16 protein-coding genes and 1 pseudogene are annotated in these 20,964 nt (G+C 69.6%); 11 read left to right on the top strand and 6 right to left on the bottom strand.

The features are described 5' to 3' along the window. Positions 1-324: 324 nt before the first annotated feature. The 3 genes and pseudogenes from IG02_RS0105785 to IG02_RS42555 all read right to left on the bottom strand — a co-directional run. On the bottom strand, positions 325-1,146 hold the full coding sequence (locus IG02_RS0105785; protein WP_030742580.1) for a DUF317 domain-containing protein: 822 nt from the start codon (positions 1,144-1,146) through the stop codon (positions 325-327). A gap of 15 nt (positions 1,147-1,161) precedes the next feature. Further along, the gene (locus IG02_RS0105780; RefSeq protein ID WP_030742578.1) at positions 1,162-1,452 is read right to left on the bottom strand and encodes a hypothetical protein; all 291 of its coding nucleotides are present in this window, start codon (positions 1,450-1,452) and stop codon (positions 1,162-1,164) included. Between the two features lie 109 nt (positions 1,453-1,561). Beyond that, a pseudogene (locus tag IG02_RS42555) lies at positions 1,562-1,887 on the bottom strand (DUF317 domain-containing protein); the annotation flags it as partial. A 453-nt stretch (positions 1,888-2,340) separates the two neighbouring features. Here IG02_RS42555 and IG02_RS35970 point away from each other — a divergent pair. The 5 genes from IG02_RS35970 to IG02_RS0105745 all read left to right on the top strand — a co-directional run bounded on the left by IG02_RS35970 (position 2,341) and on the right by IG02_RS0105745 (position 9,676). Beyond that, positions 2,341-2,919, top strand: a complete 579-nt coding sequence (locus tag IG02_RS35970) for a TnsA-like heteromeric transposase endonuclease subunit (RefSeq protein ID WP_078854233.1) — start codon at positions 2,341-2,343, stop codon at positions 2,917-2,919. Further along, entirely contained in the window at positions 2,916-5,039 is a 2,124-nt protein-coding gene (locus tag IG02_RS0105765; RefSeq protein ID WP_030742576.1) for a helix-turn-helix domain-containing protein, read from the top strand. The genes IG02_RS35970 and IG02_RS0105765 overlap by 4 nt, the downstream gene beginning before the upstream one ends. Before the next feature lie 206 nt (positions 5,040-5,245). Next, a complete protein-coding gene (locus IG02_RS0105760) occupies positions 5,246-6,151 on the top strand; it encodes a TniB family NTP-binding protein (RefSeq protein ID WP_234314616.1) in 906 nt (301 codons plus the stop codon). A gap of 17 nt (positions 6,152-6,168) precedes the next feature. Beyond that, positions 6,169-8,328 carry a TniQ family protein gene (locus IG02_RS0105755; protein ID WP_158712240.1) on the top strand — a complete coding sequence of 720 codons (2,160 nt, stop codon included), beginning with the start codon at positions 6,169-6,171 and terminating at the stop codon, positions 8,326-8,328. Between the two features lie 415 nt (positions 8,329-8,743). Next, positions 8,744-9,676, top strand: a complete 933-nt coding sequence (locus IG02_RS0105745; protein ID WP_037802387.1) for a quinone oxidoreductase family protein — start codon at positions 8,744-8,746, stop codon at positions 9,674-9,676. A gap of 109 nt (positions 9,677-9,785) precedes the next feature. On the opposite strand, the gene IG02_RS0105740 is transcribed toward IG02_RS0105745, so the two are convergent. Next, on the bottom strand, positions 9,786-10,178 hold the full coding sequence (locus IG02_RS0105740; protein ID WP_023536348.1) for a winged helix-turn-helix transcriptional regulator: 393 nt from the start codon (positions 10,176-10,178) through the stop codon (positions 9,786-9,788). 119 nt (positions 10,179-10,297) lie between these two features. Between IG02_RS0105740 and IG02_RS0105735 the strand changes: the two genes are divergently transcribed. From IG02_RS0105735 to IG02_RS0105715, 5 genes are all read left to right on the top strand, one after another. Beyond that, positions 10,298-12,538: an LLM class flavin-dependent oxidoreductase gene (locus IG02_RS0105735; RefSeq protein ID WP_030742565.1), complete on the top strand. Its 2,241-nt coding sequence runs from the start codon at positions 10,298-10,300 to the stop codon at positions 12,536-12,538. Further along, positions 12,535-13,437, top strand: a complete 903-nt coding sequence (locus IG02_RS0105730) for an LLM class flavin-dependent oxidoreductase (RefSeq protein ID WP_030742563.1) — start codon at positions 12,535-12,537, stop codon at positions 13,435-13,437. The genes IG02_RS0105735 and IG02_RS0105730 overlap by 4 nt, the downstream gene beginning before the upstream one ends. Next, positions 13,437-16,208 (top strand): AAA family ATPase, encoded by a 2,772-nt coding sequence (locus IG02_RS0105725; RefSeq protein WP_030742561.1) that lies wholly within the window; start codon positions 13,437-13,439, stop codon positions 16,206-16,208. Before IG02_RS0105730 ends, IG02_RS0105725 begins: the two co-directional genes overlap by 1 nt. Before the next feature lie 159 nt (positions 16,209-16,367). Further along, positions 16,368-17,807, top strand: a complete 1,440-nt coding sequence (locus IG02_RS0105720) for an aldehyde dehydrogenase family protein (RefSeq protein WP_030742559.1) — start codon at positions 16,368-16,370, stop codon at positions 17,805-17,807. 27 nt (positions 17,808-17,834) lie between these two features. Next, positions 17,835-18,425: an antibiotic biosynthesis monooxygenase gene (locus IG02_RS0105715; protein WP_030742557.1), complete on the top strand. Its 591-nt coding sequence runs from the start codon at positions 17,835-17,837 to the stop codon at positions 18,423-18,425. A gap of 42 nt (positions 18,426-18,467) precedes the next feature. Here IG02_RS0105715 and IG02_RS38795 read toward each other — a convergent pair whose 3' ends face one another. Further along, positions 18,468-19,055, bottom strand: a complete 588-nt coding sequence (locus tag IG02_RS38795; RefSeq protein ID WP_158712239.1) for an LLM class flavin-dependent oxidoreductase — start codon at positions 19,053-19,055, stop codon at positions 18,468-18,470. Between the two features lie 271 nt (positions 19,056-19,326). Between IG02_RS38795 and IG02_RS41355 the strand changes: the two genes are divergently transcribed. Next, positions 19,327-19,485 carry a hypothetical protein gene (locus tag IG02_RS41355; RefSeq protein ID WP_158712238.1) on the top strand — a complete coding sequence of 53 codons (159 nt, stop codon included), beginning with the start codon at positions 19,327-19,329 and terminating at the stop codon, positions 19,483-19,485. Positions 19,486-19,728: 243 nt separating this feature from the next. Here the strand turns inward: IG02_RS41355 and IG02_RS0105705 are convergent, their stop codons facing one another. After that, complete coding sequence (locus IG02_RS0105705) at positions 19,729-20,871, bottom strand: Gfo/Idh/MocA family protein (RefSeq protein ID WP_030742556.1); 1,143 nt, start codon at positions 20,869-20,871, stop codon at positions 19,729-19,731. Between the last annotated feature and the right edge of the window lie 93 nt (positions 20,872-20,964).

The following is a 20,964-nucleotide window of genomic DNA, read 5'->3' as shown; positions in this document are numbered from 1 at the left end:
CGGAGCGCCGCTCCGCAGGCTCGGTGACGAGCAGTGGAGCCAGCTCCTGACGTGCTCCACCAGTGGGCGGAGCACCGTGGTGGCGCAGACCGCGATCCGGGAGGGCGCTGATCGTCTCCGGCTCCCCTGCCCACGTCGATCGCCACCTCGACAAGGCCACAGCTACCAGCTGACCCGTCCCCGACATGCTGCTTCCCCGCCCGTCGCGTTCGGGGGCATCAGCGCGTTTGCGCGCGGGCGTTCCATACCTGAGAAGCCAGAAGCCCGGCCCCCTTCGGAAGAGGCCGGGCTGCATAGGCCGGATTGCAAGAAGACCCCGGGCGGTCAGCTGGCCGGCGCCCGCAGGAGTCGTTCCCGTGTCGCCTCGGGCAGCACCCGGCGCAGGACCGGTGCCGTCGAGCTGAGGCAGTCGGCGAAGGCAGCCACGAGGTCGTGCGGGACGCTGGCGCCGAAGGACACCGCCCACAGGTACGGTGCGCCGAGCGCGGGCTCGGACCATGCTTGCCATCCGGCCGGGCCCGGCTCGTCGGGCTCGGCGGTCAGGGTGTGCGGGTCGACGTCCTGGATGAGGGGTGGCACCTCGCCAAGGCTGACGTGCGAGGAGAATGTGGGGTCCGTCGCTCCCGCCTGAGGCTGGTCGATGTCGCGGAGCCACCCGTGTGCGGCCACGGCGTCCAGAACCAGCTCGGGACCGGCGAGCGGCATGGCGGGCCGGGCGCGGGCATCGAGCGCGACCAGGAAGCCGGCCAGGGCCTCGCCGGGAACGTCAGGGGTGAAATAGGCCGACCACTGAGCGAGCGAGCTGCTCGTGTCCGCACGGGCGGAGACCTGCCAGGCGATCGGCAAGTCCCCGAGGCGGAACGGCTCGTCCGCCAGCACCCACTGGGCCCATCGGAGGGTGTCGGGGCTGATGTGCAGGACGGTGCTGCGCAGGACCTGGCGGTCCTCCGATGCTTCGTCCGGATCAGACCGGCCGCGGACGATCGTCAGACTCGTCCAGCCCAGGCCACCGAGCGTGTCGGCGACGGTGTCGTAGAGGCGCCCGTCGTCACCGGCCAGATGCCGGGGACCGACCCAGAACGCAGGCTGAGCACCGTTCGGATCCGACGGGACGGGCGGGAAGTCGGGGTACAGGGGCGCCTCCAAGGGCTCGGTACGGTTCTACTTGCCGCCGGCACTGCGGCGGGGGCGACGCGGGGGCGCCTGGACGGGGCCCTGCCAGGCCAGAGCGACGGCGACCTCGGGCGGCACATTTCCGAGCTGCGTGTCCTCGTCCCGCCCCTCGGCGAGGTAGACAACAGGCCGACCGGTTTCGTCCACGGACTGCACGACCTGCGCGAGGCGATGCGCCATCGGGAAGAACGGGTTCATGGCCTGGCGTACCGGAGCACTCCGGTCGCAGCCGGACAGCAAGTCGATGAGCTCGCCGACAGTCATCTCCGAGTGCGTCACGAGCGGCCTCCTTGGGTGAGGAAAACGGTGAGCGGTGGTACCGGCCTGCCGCCGGCAGTCGGCGTGCCGCCCTCGGGTGAGGACTTCCGGGCAGCACATGCGGTGTCTCACGGGGCCGTAAGGTCGCCAGCACGCATGCCACGGCGGCGGCGATGCCGGCCGGCGTCTCGGTGTCGAAGAGCAGGTGGTGGCCGCGCACCTTGGCCGTGCCGGTGACGGCTATCGTTCGTCCCTCTCCGTCAGAGCCGGGGTGGTCACGGTGGAAACAGCCGAGGTGAAAACGACCGTCCTTCAAGCTGGCATGCACGCCTGCACGGTCGTCCACGATGAGGTTGAAGTCCTTTGCAGAGAACTCGTCCTTGACGAGCGTGGCCAGCCGCAGAGCTTCGCGGTGGTGGAGCAATCCGGGTTGACAGGAGCTACGGTTACCGACAACCACCTCTCTGACCTGGGGATTCTCGCAAGGTGATCTACGTTGACATGCCCTCGCACGCGTTGGCCAGTCGTTCCGCGATCTTCCCTGTCTGCCCCAAGCGAACTCCGAGTCCGGCCTCTTGTGTGGGATCTCAAATTTCGCTGCACAGTCTCAGGGCTAATTGCACTCTGACTGCACTTGTGCAGTCAGCATGAGACCCACTGTTCAGTATCGACGCCCATTCGAGTGACGGCACCAGATAAGCACTCGCCCACGTCAGTCGGACTGCATCTTGGATTCGTTGGCTGTTCCTCGGGGTGGGGGTAGTGCCATGAGTAATCTCACTGTGACAGTCAGCGCACGCCAGACGAACGGACAGCTTCTCGAGGACCGGCCGTGGGCCGAAATCTCGGTCGACGCGCTGGGGGCCGCTGCTCCGTGGCGAACCTTTCACTGGCGCAAGGGACAGAGGCATTTACTCCGGCACGTACTGGTCGTCCACGACACGAAGCCACGTGATCTATGAGTCTCGGCTGGAGCTCGCGCGGCTGCTGTGCGCTGACTTCGATCCCTCGGTGCACGGCATCGTCGCGCAGCCCTTCCTGCTGAAAGCCCTGGTCGACGGCCAGGTCCGCAAGCACGTCCCGGACTATCTGTTGATCACTGATTGCGGCCCCGTGGTGGTGGACGTGAAGCCGCGCTGGCGGTGGTCCGCGCCGGTCGTATCGTTCACCTTTGCTTGGACCCGACAGGCGGTAGAGGCACGCGGCTGGTGCTACGAAGTATGGGATGCGCCTCCGCCCGCAGAGCTGGAGAACATTCGCTTCTTGGCTGGATACCGACGCCCGTGGCTGTTTGATCCGAGCCTCCTGGGCGAGCTGCACCGGGTCGCGCTGGATGGTGTTCCACTTCGACTGGCGCCTTCGAGGCTGCCAAACCGGCCCGAGCCACAGGTTCGTGCCGCGGTCCACCACCTGCTGTGGTCGCACGATCTGTACACGGATCTCACTGCCCCGCTATGCCCTTCCAGCCTGTTGAGGAGGACCGCATGAGCGGCGCCGCGGCTCGGGTGGGAGTCGGCACGCGCTTCCGCTACGAGGGCGAGATCTTCGAGGTGGTCGAGATGGCCGCAACAACGTCGGGGAATGAGGTGGTCCTCAGTGACGGCCAGGGGCGTGTCCTGCGATTGGCTCTGAGGGAGCTGCTGTTCTCCGATCGTGCGCAGGTGATACCTGATCAGCCGGGCCCGTCTGCTGACGATGTCGAGCAGATCGCCTCGGTGGTGCTGGGCCAGCTGCGTCTCGATGAGCGGGAGAAGGTGCTGGAACGAGCCGCTCACATCCGGGAAGTGCTGACGGGATACCACTCCGGCAGCTCCGCATCGGCCCGCGCGGACGAGCCACGCCCTCAGTTCACGCCCGGCACGCCGGCAGAGCTCAGGTACTTGTCGAAGGCCAAGGAGCTCGGCGTGTCGATCCGCACCGTGAAGCAATGGGTATCTGACTTCCGCCAGTACGGCGAGGCCGGCCTTGCACCAAAGCGGAAACGGGCAGGACAGCCACGGTCTTCCGTTGATGAACGGTGGGTAGAGACCGCTCTGGAGGTGATAGTCGAGCACACCGGCCAATCGCGGCCGTCACGGACCCTGGTGATCGAGCGCACGCGGGCCAGGGTGACTGCTCGCTTCGGGCCGGAGGTCGTTCGTCAGCCGAGCAGGGCGACGGCTTTTCGCGTGCTGGCAGAGCTGGAACGGCGTCATCCGTTGTTCCGGCTGAGCACGAAGCGGAACCGTGATATCGCCGAGCGGCCGGAGGGGCCGTACGGCAAGCTCCGCCCGACGCGGCCGGGTGAGTATCTGCTGATGGACACGACGCGGCTGGATGTGTTCGCGTTCGATCCGCTCACGTTGAAGTGGGTGCAGGCTGAGCTGACGGTGGCGATGGACTGGTACTCCCGGTGCATCTGCGGAATCCGCCTCACACCAGTCTCCACGAAGGCGATGGATGTGAGCGCGGTCCTCTTCGAATGCTTCCGCCCGCGGCCGGCCGGGCCGGACTGGCCGAAGCACGCGGTCTGGCCAGAGCACGGCATCCCCCGGACCGTCCTGGTCGACGTCGACCGAGCTCAAGGACCGGGGCTCGCCTCACCGCCGGTCGTGCCCGAGACGCTCGTCGTCGATCACGGCAAGGTGTACGTCTCGCAGCATCTGACCAGTGTGTGCCAGCGGATGGGCATCTCGGTGCAGCCTGCCCGGCTGCGCACCGGCCGGGACAAGGGCCCGGTGGAGCGCTTCTTCCGGACGCTGCACGAGGGGCTGCTGGAGGCGCTACCCGGCTACAAGGGACCGGACATCCACTCACGCGGTGAGAACGCCGAAGGCGAGGCGTTCTTCTTCCTCGACGAGTTGGAGGCGATGATCCGGGAGTGGACGGCATCGGTCTACCACTGCCGGCCTCATTCCGGGCTGGTAGACCCGGGTCTGCCCGGCCTACGGATGCCTCCGGCGCAGATGTTCGAGCACGGCATCGCGAGGGCCGGTTACATCAAGGTCCCCCGCGACCCGGATCTCGCCTTCGAATTCCTGCAGACGAAGTGGCGCACGGTCCAGCACTACGGCGTCGAGATCGACCGCCGCCGCTACCGGGGAGCGGGCCTGCCCGATCCTGGCATCCGCAGCCCGTACGCAGGCCCGGTGAAGAACGGCTGGCCGTTCCAGGTCGACCCCAACGACATCACCCGCATCTACTTCCGCGACCCTGACACCCGCGTCTGGCACGCACTGACCTGGGAGCATGCACCGTCGATGCAGATGCCGCTGAGCGAGGACGCGCTCGCCTTCGCCCGGAAGCTGGCGGCGGCCAAGTACCGCTACCCCGACGACCGCCTCGCGGTCGCCGACCTGCTGGAGCGCTGGAACCTCGGACTGGGGACGACGCTCGCCGAGCGCCGAATGGCCTTGAGAACCTCCCGGGAACAGGCTGGCCTCGACCTGCCAGAACCTGGCGTCGCGGCCTGCGGTTCACTCGGGTCCGTGCGCAGAGCGCTCGGACAGGCCGAGGTACCCACGGGGGCAGACGCCGATCCTGTCGCCGAGGCAGGCGATGACGACGCCGGTCTGGACGATCTCCCCCCTGAAGAGGACTTCTACGCGGACGCCCTGGAGGACGTGTGACGACGGGGACTCTCGCGGGTCTGGGACATCTGGCCCTGTCCAGGAAGGAAGACTTTAAGACCTTCGTCGACGCGCCTCGCCGGACACAGCCCGCAAGGCTGGCCCGGAAGGCCCTCCATGCTCTGGATGAAACGGCGCGGACGGCCTACGAGCGCGACCGGCGAACCTGGCACGCGAACCTGGGACCCATCAAGACCCCTCAACTGGTGAGCCTCCACGATGACTTGTGGGACATCGTCGACAGCAACCAGCAAGACGGCGACAAGGCCAAGGGCGCCGTCGCCGTCGACGCCTTCCCCGGCCTGGGGAAGACCACCGCCGTGCTCGCCTTCGCCCGGGAGTTTCACCGCCGGGAGATCGCCGAGCACGGCGCGTTCACCGCGCAGGGACATGAGCGGTGGCCGGTGTGCCGGGCGGGGCTGACCGACAACACCGGCATGAAGGACCTCAACCGAGCCATGCTGGAGTTCTTCGGCCACCCCGGGCGCCAGACCTCGACCGCCGCCCAGCTCGGGCTGCAGGCCCTGGACTGCGTGCTGCTGTGCGAGGTACGTCTGCTCATCCTGGACGACTTGCACTTCCTCAAGTGGCGCAAGACCAGCGGCATCGAAGTCAGCAACCACCTGAAATGGATCGCCAACGAATTCCCCGTCACCTTGCTCAAGGTCGGCGTGGGCCTCACGGACAAGGGTCTGTTCAGCGAAGGAGAAGCCGCCGGAGACACTGCGCTGGCACAGACCGGCCGGCGCACCACCCGCCTCGACATGCCGCCCTTCACCATCGACACCGAACAGGGCCGCCGCCGCTGGCGCCAACTCCTGCTCGCCCTCGAACAGCGCATCGTCCTGGCCGACGCCCATCGCGGCATGCTCGCCGACGAACTGTCGGACTACCTCTTCGTCCGCAGCACCGGGCACATCGGTTCACTGATGACCTTGATCAACCGCGGCTGCCAGCGCGCCGTCCGTAGCGGGGCCGAACGTCTCACCCGCGATCTCCTGGACCAGGTCCGCATCGATGCGGCCGCCGAGCAGGCCCGTGCCGAGCTCGAGTACGCCCTCCAAGCCGGCAAAGCCACCAGTCGGCCGACCCGTGTACGCGCCTCCCGGTGAACACTACGCCCAGGACCTTGCCGATCCGGTATCCGCCCGTCGCCGGTGAAGCTCTCGACTCGTGGCTGGAGTTTCTCGCCGCGCGCCTGCACTGCCGCTTCGTCGACGTACTGCGCTCCCTGGGACTGCCGATGCGGGATGCGGCCTTGGCCAAACCCATGCTGCCCCGTTGGGCTGTACTCGCAACCGCTGAAGAGATCGCCTCAATCGCCGCAGTATCCGGAATCGCTGAGGGTGTCCTCGGGGCGATGACGCTCCGGCGGTTCGACGGGCACGCGTTGGTGATCCGGCCGGATCAGCGGCGGGTGGAGCGACGAGTTCTGTGGGGGCGAGCCGGTTCTCGCTACTGTCCTCTCTGCCTGGCCTACAGCGGCGGGCGCTGGCAGTTGTCCTGGCGTCTGGGCTGGTCCTTTGCCTGCACGCGTCATCAGGTGCTGCTGACCGACCGCTGCCCTGCCTGCCACCAGGGCCCCCGCGTTCAGGCCCACCCACGACGCGAGACGCCCCGTCCGGGGCGGTGCGCCAGCCCCGAGCTCGACGGGCCACACGGTGCCCGCTGCCACCATCCGCTGGCGGACACCCCGGTCGTACCCCTTGAACCCGATGGAGCCGTGCTGCGAACCCAACGCCTCATTGATGATCTCCTCGCGGACCCGGAGCAGGCGGTTCGCTGGCCGCTGTACGGGACGGGTGGTGCTCCGGTGAATGTGGTGCTGCGGGACGTGCGCGGCTTGGGTGGGCTGGTCCTAACCCACGCTGACTCCCGCGATCTGACCGACCTGGCCGAACCTGAGGTCCTGCGCCAGGCGGACATCTACCGCTCCCGCCCGCTCTCCGTCGGACCGCAGCACATCCCCACGCATCAGCGCTTCGACGCTCACAGCTACTTCGCGCCCGACAACGCAGCTGCCACCGCCGTGGCGGTCACAGCCGCAGCACAAATTCTGACCGTCGGGTCGGTGCCCGCAGCCGGGCAGGCAGCAAAGGGGCTGATCGAGCGGGTAGCCGGCACCGGCCGCCCGCTACACCCGGGCAACGTGGGCTCGCTGGGCGGCGGCTTCTCACCAAAGCTCCATGCAGCCCTTCGCTGCGCGCTCGCGGCGAAGCTCATGCCGGTGGCACGGCTGCGCCACCGAACCGCAATCGCTTCCGCGCGTGCCCCCAGCAACCAGGACGCCCGAGCCAGGATGCTTCCGAGTGCCCTGTGGTCCGAATGGAGCCTGCGCCTGACACCCCAGCACGCCAGTGGAAATCCCGTCGCACGACGCGCGGACGAACTCCTGGCCGTCGCCTGCCTCCTGGTCGGAAACAGCACACCCATCCGCGCTGCTACCCACCTGACCGGCACCACGGTCAGCAGCCACAACGTGTCGACCCTCCTCGCGGAACTCACCCGCCGCCCCGACTGCGCGGACGTCATGCGGGCCTTGATTCTGCTCGCTGATCACCTCGACCAGCATGGCAGTCCCATCGACTACGCACGCCGCCGGGCCCTGTTCACCACGCGCGCCTGCTTCGTCGCCCCGAAAGACTGGCAGAACCTGCAACGCCGCCTGCGATCGACCCGTACCCTCGACATCGCACACGCCCAGCGCTGGATCTTCCACACCCTGACCGGATCACCCCCACACCTCGCGCACCCAGACATCGCACCCGCCACTCCGGCCCAGCGCCAGCAGTACAAGCGCTTTCGCTGGCGCATCCTGCCCGCCGAAGCCGAACTGCTGGCCCACACCGCACGCACCATCCTCGACGAGCACGGCATCGACGAACCCGTCCAGTGGACCCCGACGCTCAGTTCCGCCGACATGCGCTGCCTACAACTGCCCGGCCCCGACCCGGGCAGCATCACTGCGGCCCAGCTCCACCGGACCGTACCCGCCGGCGACTTCTCCATCGCCCACGTCGCACAGGCACTCAGCACCACAACAGCTCACGCCATCTACTTGCTGTCACAGCATCCGGTCGACTGGAGCCCGCCCCGCTTCCGACACACCCAGCAGACCGCTACTCGCGTCGGCCAGTGGAGAATCTGGTACGAGCAGGACCACCTGTCACTCCAGGACATCGCTGACCGTGAAGGAACGAGCCTGGCCACGGTGCGTCTGGCTCTCCTCAAGAACGATGTCCCGCTCCGCCCCGCAGGGTCCTACCCTGGCCGCCCCAGGCGGAGGTGACCCACAACGTAGACACCGCACCGGCGCACCGGCGCTCACCCAGCAGCCCAATCGGCTCGAGCGAGACCTCGGTCAGCCCCTGCTCACACGAGCTGAACGCGGCATCGCCATGAAACTGACCGCCTTCGGTGGCTTCGGAAAGCACTCCGGCCGGTGATCGGCGCCGTGCTGCCGCTGGCCGACGTCGCCCACGCCCACAGCCTTCTGGAAGGCGGCTCCGTCGACCAAGGACGCGGACGCCCGCGCGGCAAGATCGCTCTCGCCGTGCATCCGTGGACGAGTCCCCGCACGGGGCGGCGCCCCGGCCCTGAGCGACGCGACCGTGCCTGGCCCGGGTGATCGGTCCCGTCGGACCGAAGGAATGGGGCACCTCGCGCACCTGTTGTCCTCTCGTATGAGCGAAACAACTGCGGTAGTGGCGGGCGCATATGGCGGTCCCGAGGTCCTGTCGGTGATCGATGTCGCCGTCCCGGAGCCGAGGCCGAACGAGGTACGGATCAAGGTCCGCGCGGCCGGCGTCAATCCCTTCGACTACCAGTCATACAGCGGTGCCTTTGGTACCGATCCCGAGAGACTGCCGGTGCGGCTCGGTGTCGAGGCGGCGGGCGTGGTGACAGCCGTCGGTACCGACGCGATCGGCCCCGCAGGTGCGATCGCAGTGGGTGACGAAGTGATCACCTACTCCGCGCCGGGTGCCTACGCCGCCGACATCGTGGTACCGGCCCCGTCCGTGGTGCCGAAGCCTGTCGCCCTGTCCTGGGAGCAGGCCGGCGGGCTGCTGGCCGCCGGGGCCACAGCCGTACACACGCTTGAGGCGATCGGCTTGGGCAAGGGCGAGACGGTGCTGATCCACGGTGCCGCGGGAGGCGTCGGTCTCGTGGCCGTGCAGCTCGCGGTGGCACGCGGCGCGACGGTCGTGGCCACGGCGAGCCGGGGCAAGCACGACCTCCTGCGAGAGCTGGGAGCGATCCCGGTCGTCTACGGGCCGGGACTGGCGGACAGGGTGCGCGCGGTGGCGCCGGAGGGCGTGCACGCGGCCGCCGATCTCGTGGGCACCGAGGAGGCGGTGGACGTCTCCGTGGAGCTCGTGCCGGACCGCTTGCGTATCGCCACCATCGCGGGCCACGAGCGCGGGGCTCGTTCGGGAATCAAGCTCCTGGGTGGTGTGCCGGGCGCGGATCCCGGCACCGAGATCCGCCAAGCCGCCCGCCTGCAGCTCACGGAAGCCGCGACAGCAGGCCGCCTGCGCATCGTGATCGCGGACAGCTACCCCCTGCGCGAGGCCGCCACTGCCCACCGCGAGATCATGGCCGGCCACACCACGGGAAAGATCGTCCTGGTCCCGTAACCCGTTCCTGTTCCTGCACCGCTGAAGCCACACCGCGAGCGGCCGCCCGCGCAATCACCGATCCCAGTACGCAGCGGATCGGGTGCGTGGGCGGCATGCGACCAGCTCGTCAGGTGTCCATGTCCTCGTTCTTGGCGCTCCATTCGATCAGTGGATGCAGGACACGCATCAGGCTGGCGCCTTGTTCGGTGGGCCGGTACGTGATCTGGACCGGCGTCGTCGGTACCACGAGCCGCTCAATTAGTCGGTGGCCCTCGAGCTCACGCAGACGCTGGGACAGAAGGTGGTTCGAGATTCCGGGGATCCGCGCTCGGTAGTCGACGAATCGGCGCGCGCCCCGCATCGCCGCCAGGAGCACCGCGGCGCTCCACTTCTTGCCCACGATCTCGACCGAGCGCTGAAAACTGCGGCACACGTCGTCGTCGATGTGTTCGTAGCCCGCTTCCGGGCGGCTCTGGCCCGCGGTGGCGGAGGAATCATCGGGCTGTCGAGGACCGGTCATACGGTCACGATACTGGAGCGTGTCACTTTTGATGACCTGGTCATGTCCCGTTTGTTGCCTGTGATCATCGCCGTGCAGCCTTGGTCCATGAACGCACACTCGGCCTGTCACCACGCGCTATGAACTACGGGCACGCGCTGAGGTTCGGACTGCACCTGCCCTCTGACGCCGACTGCGGGGCCGGCCGGTTGGTCGCAGTGGCGGGCCTGGCCGAGCAGTGGGGACTGGACTTGCTGGTCGTCCCGGCCGGAACCGCCGGCGACGATCTCGAACCGTCGACTGTGGCGTCCTGGATCGCCACGGCGACGGTCTCTCTCGGACTGGTGCTGGAGGCACGCCCCGCCACCCTCCATCCGGCGATGCTCGCACGAGCCGTCGCAAGCCTGGATCGGCTCACCGAAGGCAGGGTCGAACTGGCTTTCCGAGCGGGCCCGTCAGCCGCCGCGTCCGGGACAGCCGATTCGGTCGCGGCACTGGGTGAAGCGATCGCCGTCGTTCGCGAGCTCTGGAATGTCCTCGACCGTGGCCTTGGCCGGTTCACCGGCCGCTTCTACCGTCTCGCGGGAGCTGAGAAGGCCGCGCCCGCGCACGACGTGCCGATCTCCGTGGACGGCCAGGGCCAAAACCTGCTCCGGCTGGTCGGGCTGCGGGCTGACGAGTGGTCGACGGGGTGCGACGCCGTCACGTTGACGCAGGGCAACCGCGCAGTCGACGAGGCGGCGCGAGGGGCAGGCCGCGATCCCCGCGAGATCCGTAGACGGGTCACGATCCGCGGTGGCTTCGGCGAGCGGACAGGCAGGTTCACCGGGACCGCCGCGGACTGGGTGAACGACCTGCTGCCACTCGTCGTCGAGCACGGGGTGGGCACCATCGTGCTGGACACCGTGGAGCGAGACGTCGCGGCAGGCTTCGCGAGCGAGGTCGCCCCGGCCCTGCGGGCGGCCGTGGACGCGGTGCTTCCGCGCGGATGGTCGGGCGCGCGGGTCCGGCGGTCCGCCGTGCGCGCCAGGCGCCGGCCGGGGATCGACTACGAGAGCGCTCCGCCGGAGATGGCCGAGGTCGTCGAGCCCGGTGATCCGGCCTACGCCCGGCTGCGGTCCGGGTACCTGCGCGGCGGTGCGCCCGGGATCATCCTGCGGGCGGCGACGAACGAGCAGGTGACCCAGGCGCTCGCGTTCGCCCGTCGGCATCCCGGCGTGGCCCTGTCTCGGCGAAGCGCCGGACACGGGGTCTCCGGCCGCTCCACCAATCACGGCGGGATCGTCATTGACGTGTCACTGATGAATGCGATCGAGGTGCTCGACAGGAAGACACGCCGGGTGCGCATCGGCCCGGGTGCGCGCTGGGCCGAGGTGGCGGCCGCACTGGAGCCCTACGGCTGGGCGTTGAGTTCGGGCGACTACGGGGGTGTCGGGGTGGGCGGCCTCGCCACGGCGGGGGGCATCGGGTACCTCGCGCGCGGGCACGGACTGACCATCGACCGCCTGCGGGCCGTGGAGATGGTGCTCGCGGACGGCTCCGTCGTGCGGGCCGACGATTCGGAGAACCCCGATCTCTTCTGGGCCGTGCGAGGGGCGGGCGCGAACTTCGGGATCGTCACTGCTTTCGAGTTCGAGGCCGACGACGTGGGTGCGATCGCCTTCGCCCGGCTCACCCAGGACGCGAGCGACCTCGAGCGCTACCTCGTCGAGTGGGGCCGGGCGGTCGAGGACTCACCGCGGGACCTCACCAGCTTCGTCATCGTGCCGCCCCCGCGCGGCGGACGACCAGCGCTCGCGGTGAGCCGCACCATGGTCCACTCCTCGGACCCGGAGACCGTGCGCGCCCGGCTGGAGCCACTGGCCGCGATCTCCGCGATGTACGCCCAGGACATCGTCATCACCTCCTACGCGGCCGTGATGGACAACGCGAGCGACGACCCACCGGTCTCCCACGGCGAACCGGTCTCACGCAGCGGTCTGCTCCGGCACGTGACCCCGCAGTTCGCCGCGGCGGCGGCTCGCATGATCCGCAGCGGCACGATCGGATGGTTCCAGCTCCGCTCGGTCGGCGGAGCCGTCGCCGATGTTCCCGCGGACGCCACGGCCTACGCCCACCGCGACGCGAACTTCTCGCTCGTGGTGATGGGCGGTGCCGACGAGGTGGTCGACCGGGCCTGGGCCCGGCTGAGCCCCTTCCTCGACGGTCTCTACATCAGCTTCGAGTCCAGCCTCCGGCCCGAGCGGATCGCCGCGGCCTGGCCGCCACGGACCCTCTCGCGTCTGCGTGAGCTGAAGAGCGTCTACGACCCCGAGGGCGTGTTCGGCGACAACTTCGCCCTCACGCCCGCCGCGAACCACCCCGGAGGAAGCACCCCATGAGCGACTACGGCCACGAACTGTGGTTCGGCAGCTTCATCACCCCCACCGCCCGCCCGCCTCAGGCGCCGGTCGAGCTGGCCCAGACCTCCGAGAGGGCCGGCCTCGACCTGGTCAGCTTCCAGGACCACCCCTACCAGTCGGCGTTCCAGGACACCTGGACCCTGATGTCGTACGTCGCCGCACGCACCGAACGAATCCGGATCAGCGGCAACGTGCTGAGCCTTCCGCTGCGGCCCCCCGCCGTACTGGCCCGCGCCGCCGCGAGCCTGGACCGGCTGACCGGCGGGCGAGTCGAACTGGGCATCGGCGCGGGCGCGTTCTGGGACGGCATCGTCGCGATGGGAGGCCGCCGGCTCGAACCGGCCCAGGCCGTGCGGGCGGTGGAGGAGGCCGTGGACGTGATCCGAGGGCTGTGGGCCACCGACGAGACCGGGCCCCTCCGTGTCACCGGGGAGTTCTACACCGTGAACGGCGCAAAGCGCGGCCCGGCACCCGCCCATCGCATCCCGATCCGCATCGGTGCCTACAAGCCGCGCATGCTCCGGCTGACGGGCAAGATCGCCGACGGTTGGCTGCCCTCCCTGGGTTTCCTGCCCGAGGGCCCGGCATCGCTGCGCGCGATGAACGAGCAGATCGACGAGGCCGCATCCGCCGCCGGTCGGGAGCCCGCGGCGGTCAGCCGCCTGCTCAACCTGAGCGGCCGATTCACGTCCGGCGCCGGCGGCGGCCTGTTGCAGGGGACTCCCGGCGACTGGGCCGAACAGATCGCCGACCTCGCCCTGCAGTACGGCGTATCCGGGTTCATCCTCGCCTCGGACGAGCCTGCCGACCTGAACCTCTTCGGTCACGAGGTCGCGCCGCGCGCCCGCGAACTCGTCCAGTCCGAACGCGTGACGTGATGCGTTGGGCGCGTGGCGGGCCCGGTGACGGAGCTGCGACAGCGGCAGCGCCGACGGAGCTGTTCGGACGCCGCGAGGAGGCCGCGGTTCTCGACGGGCTGCTCTCGCAGGCCCGCGGCGGGAGCGGTGGCGCGCTCGTGGTGTGGGGCGAGCCGGGTATCGGCAAGTCAGCTCTGCTTCACCACGTGTACGGCCAGGCTGCGGACTTCGTCCGGCTGAGCCACTCGGCCACCCGGCCCGAGTCGGACCTGGCTTTCGCGGGGCTGCACGGGCTGCTGCGACCGCTGGCCGATCGTGTCGAGCTGCTGGCGACGGCCCAGGCCGCCGCTGTGCGTACCGCGCTCGGGCTGAGCGGCGAGCCGACGGACCGCCTGGTGGTCGGGGCGGCCGTGCTGTCGCTGCTCTGCGGACTCGCCGAGCGGCAGCCCGTGCTCGTCGTGGTGGACGACGGGCAGTGGCTCGACGAGGCCACCGCGCTGTGCCTGGGGTTCGTCGCTCGACGCGTAGGAGCGTATCCCGTGGTCGTCGTGCTCGCCGATCACAGCGATCCGGCCGCCCGGCCCTGGGAAGGCGTGGCCGACGTGCGGGTCGACGGCCTGAGCGACGAGAGCGCGCGGCAGCTTGTGGCGGCCGTGGCGCCGCTCACCGACAAGGCGACGACGCGGAACATGGTCCGGGAGGCCGGGGGCAACCCCTTGGCGCTGCATGAACTGGCCACGCTCGGGGGCGACCTGGACGACGCCGAGCATCGCCGGAAGCGAGGACGACCGCCCGTCGGGCCGCGCCTGCAGCGGGCTTTCCGTGCCGGGATCGAGGCCCTGAGCCCTCCGGCGCAGTTGCTGACCGTGCTCGCGGCGGCCGAGGAGCACGGCGACCGGCTCACGGTGCAGCGGGCCGGCCGTGCGTCGGGTGCCGGTGACGCCGTCTGGGAGGAAGTGACCAACGCGGGCCTGCTCCACGTGGCGGGCAACCGCGTCGGTTTCCGGCACCCCGTCGTGAGCAGAGCCATCTACGAGGGCTGCGGTGACGCGACGAGGCGCCGGGCTCACCGCGCCCTGGCCGCCACGATGCCGCACGAGGCGGAGGAGCGCGCATGGCATCTCGCCGCCCTGGCCCACGGACGCGATGAGGACGTCGCGCGGCTCCTCGAACGGACCGCCGCCCGCTCCCGGCTCCGCGGGGCCACGAACACGGCGGCACGGGCGTGGTGGCGGGCCGCCGAACTGTCGGCCGCACCGATCGACGCCTCACAACGCCTTGCCGAGGCGGCCAGGGCTGCCTGGGACGCCGGGTGGGCAGCCACGGCGGAGCGCCTGCTCGATGACGCAGAACGGCTGGCCCCCGGTGCTCACGTCGCCCGGCGGAGCCGGGGTCTGCGGGGGATCATGGAGTTCGCCCGGGGCATGCCCGAGATGGCGCACCACTTCCTGATCACCGACATGAAGCGCGTCCCGGAACCGGGAACGGCGCTGGAACTGGGCACGCTGGCCATGCGCGCCGCCTGGTCCGTCGGACGCGGCGACCTGCGGGACAGAGCGCTGGATCTGCTGCTCGAAGACGACGTCGAGGGCCGGACCGGATTACCCGGCACGCTTGCCTGGTGGAGCGACGACGTGTCTGCCGACGCGGCGCCGGCGGACCCCCCCGACCTCGGTGATGCCGCCGCGCGGGCCCGTACGACCATCCTGCCGTTGCTGCCGCCGACACCCCTCGCCCTGGCCTGGGGGATCGACAAGCCGATGGCGGATGCGCTGCGCCGCCGGTTACCGCACCTGCGGCGGCGCAGCGAGCGCGCTCGGCTCGCCGCCGCCCTGGCCCAGACCGCGATGCTCGACAACGCTGCCGGCCGCTGGCCGCAATCGGAGTCCTCGGCCGCGGAGGGACTGCGGCTGGCCCAGGACCTGGGTGCCGACCACGTCGCCTCCCACTGCCTCACCACCCTGGGCTGGCTCGCCGCGGCGCGTGGTGACGAACGTGCCGTCGCGGAGGCCACCGCCAGGACTCTGGAGACGTCACTCCCGCAGGGCGTCCGCGCGCTGAGCGCCGCCGCGTACTGGAACCGCGGCATGGCCTCGCTGTTTCACGAGCGTCCCGAGGAAGCGCTGGACATCCTGGTGCGCCTGACCGAGCCGGGCCATGGCGCGGAACACCCGACCTTCGCGCTCTTGGCCGCTCTCGACACGGCCGAGGCGGCCGTGCGCGTCGGCAGAAGCGACCTCGCGGACGAACGGGTACGGGTGCTCGAAGCCTGGGCGCGGCGCACGGGAGCGCCGTGGGCCCGCTGTGCCGCGCACGTCACGCGCGGGCTCCTCGGCGGCGCCCGGGCCGAGGGTGCCTTCCGGGCCGCACTCGACGTGCCGGGTGCCCGATCCCACCCGCTGCTCTACGCGCGCGCTCAGTTGTCCTACGGCGAGTGGTTGCGACGGGGCCGCCGGCGGACCGATGCGCGCGTCCGGATCGGCGCCGCCTTGGAGGCGTTCGACCGGCTCGGTGCCGAGCCGCTGCGCCAACGCGCGCAGCGCGAGCAGGACCTCACCGGAGCGCCGGGACGCCGGGGAAGCTCGGACACCAGGGCGATGAACCGGCTCACCGCCCAGGAACAGCGAGTCGCCCAACTGGCCGCCGAACAGCTGACGAATCGCGAGATCGGCGTACAGCTGCGGATCAGCCACCGCACCGTGGGCCACCACCTCGGGAACGTGTTCGCCAAGCTCGGCATCAACACCCGAACCGAGCTGAGCGACCTCCACGCCGGTTGTGAGCCGCCGTGAGCGCAGGGAGGCCGCGGCGGAGCGGGCGCACGACGCCTCCGGCGGAAAACGACGGATTGCCCGCCCGATTCGCCCACCGGCCCTGATTTGTAGCGTCGCTGACGTTGGCCCGCGGACCCGCGGCGAAACGCCGTGCGACGCATGACGAGAGGTCACCTCATGCCCACATCCGAAACCCTGCCTCACGCGCGCCACTACATCGACGGGCAGTGGCAGGACTCCGGCTCCCGCGGCGAGTCACGCAGCCCCGCGACCAACGGACTGCTCGGCACCTTCGCCGACGGCGGTGCGCGGGAGGCGAGGGCCGCCGTGGCCGCGGCCCGAAGGGCCTTCGACTCCACCGCCTGGTCCCGCGACCGTCACCGGCGTGCGGCAGCGCTGCACGGACTGGCCGACCGGCTCGAGCACCGCAAGGACGAACTGATCACCCTCCTGGCGCGGGAGAACGGGAAAGTACTCGCCGAGGCGGCCCTCGAAGTCGAAGGCACCGTGCCCAAGCTCCGCTACCACGCGGCGCTTTCCCTCACCGACCACGGCAGGGCCGGGGAAGTGCGGCCCGGCATGTACTCGATGACCCTGCGCGAAGCCGCGGGCGTCGCCGCGGTGATCGTGCCGTGGAACTCACCGGTCATCCTCTCGGCGCGATCCTTCGCACCCGCCCTGGCCGCCGGCTGCACCGTGGTCATGAAGATGCCGGCGCAGACCGGCCTGGTCAACGGAGTGCTGAGCGAGATCATCGCCGACACGCCGAGCCTGGACCCGGGCGTGCTCAACGTCTTCACCGAGAGCGGAAACGCCGGGGCTCCGGAGCTGGTCTCCTCCCCGGACGTCGACGTGATCAGCTACACCGGCTCCACCGCGGTCGGCCGCGTGATCATGGAACAGGCCGCCCCGACGCTGAAAGCGCTGTCCATGGAGCTGGGCGGAAAGACGCCGATGCTCGTCTTCGACGACGCCGACCTGGACGCCGTCGTGCCCGTGCTCACCAAGGCCGTCACCATGTTCGCGGGCCAGTTCTGCATGACGGGCAGCCGGATACTGGTCCAGCGCAGCGTGGCCGACGAACTCCGGCGGCGGCTCGTCGCCGCCCTCGAAACGGTCCGGGTCGGGCCCGGCGACGACCCCGCCAGCGAGATGGGCGCCATGATCGACGAAGGAAACGCCCAACGGGTCGAACAGACCGTGGCCGCCGCGGCCGACTACGCCACCGTCCTCGTGCGGGGCAAGCGGGATCGGGCGCTCCTCGGCCCGTCCCTGATCGAGGTCGCCGACGTGTCCTCGCCGATCGTGCAGCGCGAAGTGTTCGGGCCGGTCGCCACCTTCGAGGTGTTCGACTCCGAGGCCGACGCCGTGGCGCGTGCCAACGCCACCGAGTTCGGTCTGGCCGCGAGCATCTGGACCCGTGATGTCGACCGCCCCCTGCGCGTCGGCCGCGAACTGCGGGCCGGGACCGTCTGGACCAACACCTGGGCCATGGTCCACGACCAGTTCGAGGAGGGCGGCTTCAAGCAGTCGGGAGTGGGCCGCCTGAACGGCATCCGCGGGATCGAGGAATTCCAGGAGACCAAGCACCTCGTGCATGTGGCACCGCAGCTCTGACAGCTCTCGACGACGGAATGAGAATCGATGACCGAGACGGACGACGTCGGCCCGGCCGACGTCACCCTGCTGACCGCGCGCGCTGTGGAACCCGGCTACGAGCAGGACTTCCGGGAGTGGTTCGGGCGGGTGACCGACACCGCCTCAGCGTTTCCCGGACACCTGGGGGACGGGTTGTTCCGGCCTGCCACGGCCGCCGGGCCATGGGTTCTGATCCACCGGTTCCGCGACCAGGAGTCCGCGCGGCACTGGACGACGTCACCTGAGCGGGCCGCACTGTTCGACCACTGCGAGGGCCATCATCAGAGCGAGGTGGCGCGTCGCGAACTCTCCGGAATGGAGAACCTGTTCACCACTGCGCACGACACGCCCACGACGGCGCCGCCTCGGTGGAAGATGGCGCTCGCCGCCTTCGCGGCCGTACTCCCGATCTCCCTGATCGGCAACGGTCTTCTGGGTCCGGCGCTCCGTGCTTGGCCGCTTGTGGCGCGGGTGCTGATGCTCGCGCTGCTGTTCAGTACGTTGATGACGTATCTGATGATGCCGGCTGTGACCCTCGTCCTGCGCCGTTGGCTCTATGCCGCCACCTCAACCGCGCGCGAGGGACCGACGCGATAACGCGGCCCCCGGGGCGGACGGCGCCGTCTTGCGGCTCGGCTTTCAGCGAGACAGTTCCATCGTCTGACGTAGCAGTTCCAGGGCCTGGTCCACGCCTTGGTCGGCCAGGTGGACAAAGTCGACGAAGACGTGGTCGACGTCCGTCTCGTCTCCCGTACGGAGGATGATGTCCGCGATCTCCGGCACGGTTGACTCGGTGGTGGGGTTGACCCTCAGGATGGCGTCGGTGTCGGCCGGGTCGCGGCCCTCGGCCTCGGCGAGGCGGCGGACTTCCCGCAGCGGCTGGTTGATCACGGCGGCGGGGTCGAATGCGGAACCCCGGACGGGCACCGCGACGGGAAGTACGCCGTCCGCGCGGCGGGCCGCCCGGCGTCGGGAGGCCGGGGCGAAGCCGGACAGGTAGATCGGGGGCCGGGGGCGCTGGAGCGGCTTGGGCCCGATGTGCGCGGCGGGGAAGGTGTAGTGCCTGCCCTCGTGTCGCGCGACGGGCTCGGTGGTCCACACGGCTTCCAGCACGTCCAGACACTCGTCCACCCGCGCGCCCCGCTCCTGCCAGGGAACGCCCACTCCCTGGTACTCCTCGGGCGACCAGCCGGTTCCGAGGCCGGTGATGAGACGGCCCCCGCTCACCACGTCGACACCGGTCAGCGACCGGGCGAGCAGCTAGGGGGGAGTACCAGGGTGCGACGCGGGTGGATGTGCCCAGCAGCACCCGTTCGGTGACGCTCGCGGCAACGCTCAGCGCCACGAATGGGTCGAGCATGGTGCGCAGCTGCCACGGAATCGTGTCCGTGTCCATGTAGGGCTCTTCGCAATCAGGGGTGCGCGCCCCACGCCCTGACACCCGGGAGAGCACTGCGGGATAAATGTCCCTGAACCGCGTGTGCGATTCCGCGGATAAATGTCCCGAATCGCGCTGCGCTCGATCGTTGTCCTGATCGTCGGGCTCTTCAAGGATCATCCCGACCGAAGACGCACAGGCATGACCACGCCACGCCTGCATTGCCGCTATGAGGGCCAGCTGTGCCTTCGCGGCCAGCTGGTGTCGAATGCCACCTGAGCAGCCTGCGCCGTGGGGCACACATGGGCACGATTCGGCGATGCGGATGAGCGCTGCACGGCGCGGGGGAAGCGGTGGGCGAGCGACGCAGTCGGCGCCGCATTGCAGAAGAGGGATGGAGGGCGAGGTCCCGCTGGTCGGCAGAGTTCTTCGATACGGTGCGAGTCAGCTCTGTGTGATCAAGTCAGGGTTAGCTCGCGGATCGCCATCTCCTCGGGTCCTGCGGCAGTGCCTCTCCCGGGTTCAAAGATTGGAGTTCATTCGGTCGGGGCGGGACAGATGCTGCCGATGACCTGTTTCAGCGGCCCGTGTGATCGCCTCGAGTACCCGGTGGCGATCGAGTGCGACCGCGAAATCCGGCGCATCGGCGGTTCCGTCGCGGAGGTCGGCGGCGAACTGGGCGTAGAGGCGGGCGACCCCCGCTGCGGGTGCGTCGAGTTGCAGGTCAGGAGCCGCATAAGCGGGGGGGACCTGTAGCACTTGGACAGGCTCGCTGCCGCGGCGCAGCGTGATGGTGAAATCGGTGAAATGGATGTAGCCCGACGCCGACTCCACACGCACACCGCCCTCGGTGCCCTGGATCTCCCATACCATCGCCGAGCTGGCAGACTGCCCGGCACTGTAGTGCAGCGAAGTGACGATCCCGCCTTCGAGAACGCCGGCGACGACGATCTCATCCGGCGCGTCCTTCGGCAGCGACGCGCCATCGGAGAGGCGGACTCCGTCACCGCGCTGATTGGCGACGACGGCGGACAGACTCTCGAACGTGCCGAGCACGCGCGCAAGCGGTTCGAGCCCGTGGCCGAGCATGATGCTCAGAAGCGTGGCGCCATGCTTTGCGTGAGCCATGTACTCGACCGGCGGGTCATATCGGCCGACCCACATGTCGTCGGTCAAATGCGCTCGGATGCTCGTGCTGAGCGGCTTGCCAATCACGCCTTGCGCGATGAGGTCGCGAAGGAAGAGGATCGGCGGGTGCAGGCCGCCCTGCAACCCGACAACCGTCCGCAGCCGCCGCTCGCGGGCAAACCCCTCCAGCGCTTCGGCCTCCGATAGGTTTCTTGCGAGCGGCCATTCGCAATAAACCATCTTGCCCGCGGCCAGCGCGTCGGAAACAATCTGCTTGTGCTCCGGCACCTTGACCGCAACCACCACCAGGTCGACCTCCGGTCGCACGACCAGAGCCTCATATGTGTCGAAGGCGAGATCGGCGCCCAGCCGACGAGCGGTCGCGTTCGCGCTCTCCATACGAGTCGTACTGACGGCGCGGATCTGGAACGCGTCGAGCGCCTGCAGCGCCGGGACGTGAGCAATTCCGCCCCAACCCCGATCGGCACTAGCCCCGATAAGGCCGATGCCGATCCGGGTATTTGCTGAATTCGCCATTAGGATGCTCCTGCCGTGCGCAGCCCCGGCAACGCTCTCCGGGCTGCGTCACGATGATTCGTTTCCGGACAAATGCGTGGGCACTCGGGCTCA

This window comes from Streptomyces sp. NRRL F-5135 (genome assembly GCF_000719775.1).
Lineage (GTDB): Bacteria > Actinomycetota > Actinomycetes > Streptomycetales > Streptomycetaceae > Streptomyces > Streptomyces hebeiensis.
The sequence above is the reverse complement of the archived record's forward strand: the minus strand, read 5'-3'. Positions and strand labels throughout refer to the sequence as shown.

Coding starts and splice junctions, on each gene's coding strand:
- IG02_RS0105765 (WP_030742576.1), top strand. CDS start 2,916: ATGAGCGGCGCCGCGGCTCGGGTGGGAGTCGGCACGCGCTTCCGCTAC.
- IG02_RS0105740 (WP_023536348.1), bottom strand. CDS start 10,178: ATGACCGGTCCTCGACAGCCCGATGATTCCTCCGCCACCGCGGGCCAG.
- IG02_RS0105735 (WP_030742565.1), top strand. CDS start 10,298: ATGAACTACGGGCACGCGCTGAGGTTCGGACTGCACCTGCCCTCTGAC.
- IG02_RS0105730 (WP_030742563.1), top strand. CDS start 12,535: ATGAGCGACTACGGCCACGAACTGTGGTTCGGCAGCTTCATCACCCCC.
- IG02_RS0105725 (WP_030742561.1), top strand. CDS start 13,437: ATGCGTTGGGCGCGTGGCGGGCCCGGTGACGGAGCTGCGACAGCGGCA.
- IG02_RS0105720 (WP_030742559.1), top strand. CDS start 16,368: ATGCCCACATCCGAAACCCTGCCTCACGCGCGCCACTACATCGACGGG.
- IG02_RS0105715 (WP_030742557.1), top strand. CDS start 17,835: ATGACCGAGACGGACGACGTCGGCCCGGCCGACGTCACCCTGCTGACC.
- IG02_RS41355 (WP_158712238.1), top strand. CDS start 19,327: ATGTCCCGAATCGCGCTGCGCTCGATCGTTGTCCTGATCGTCGGGCTC.
- IG02_RS0105705 (WP_030742556.1), bottom strand. CDS start 20,871: ATGGCGAATTCAGCAAATACCCGGATCGGCATCGGCCTTATCGGGGCT.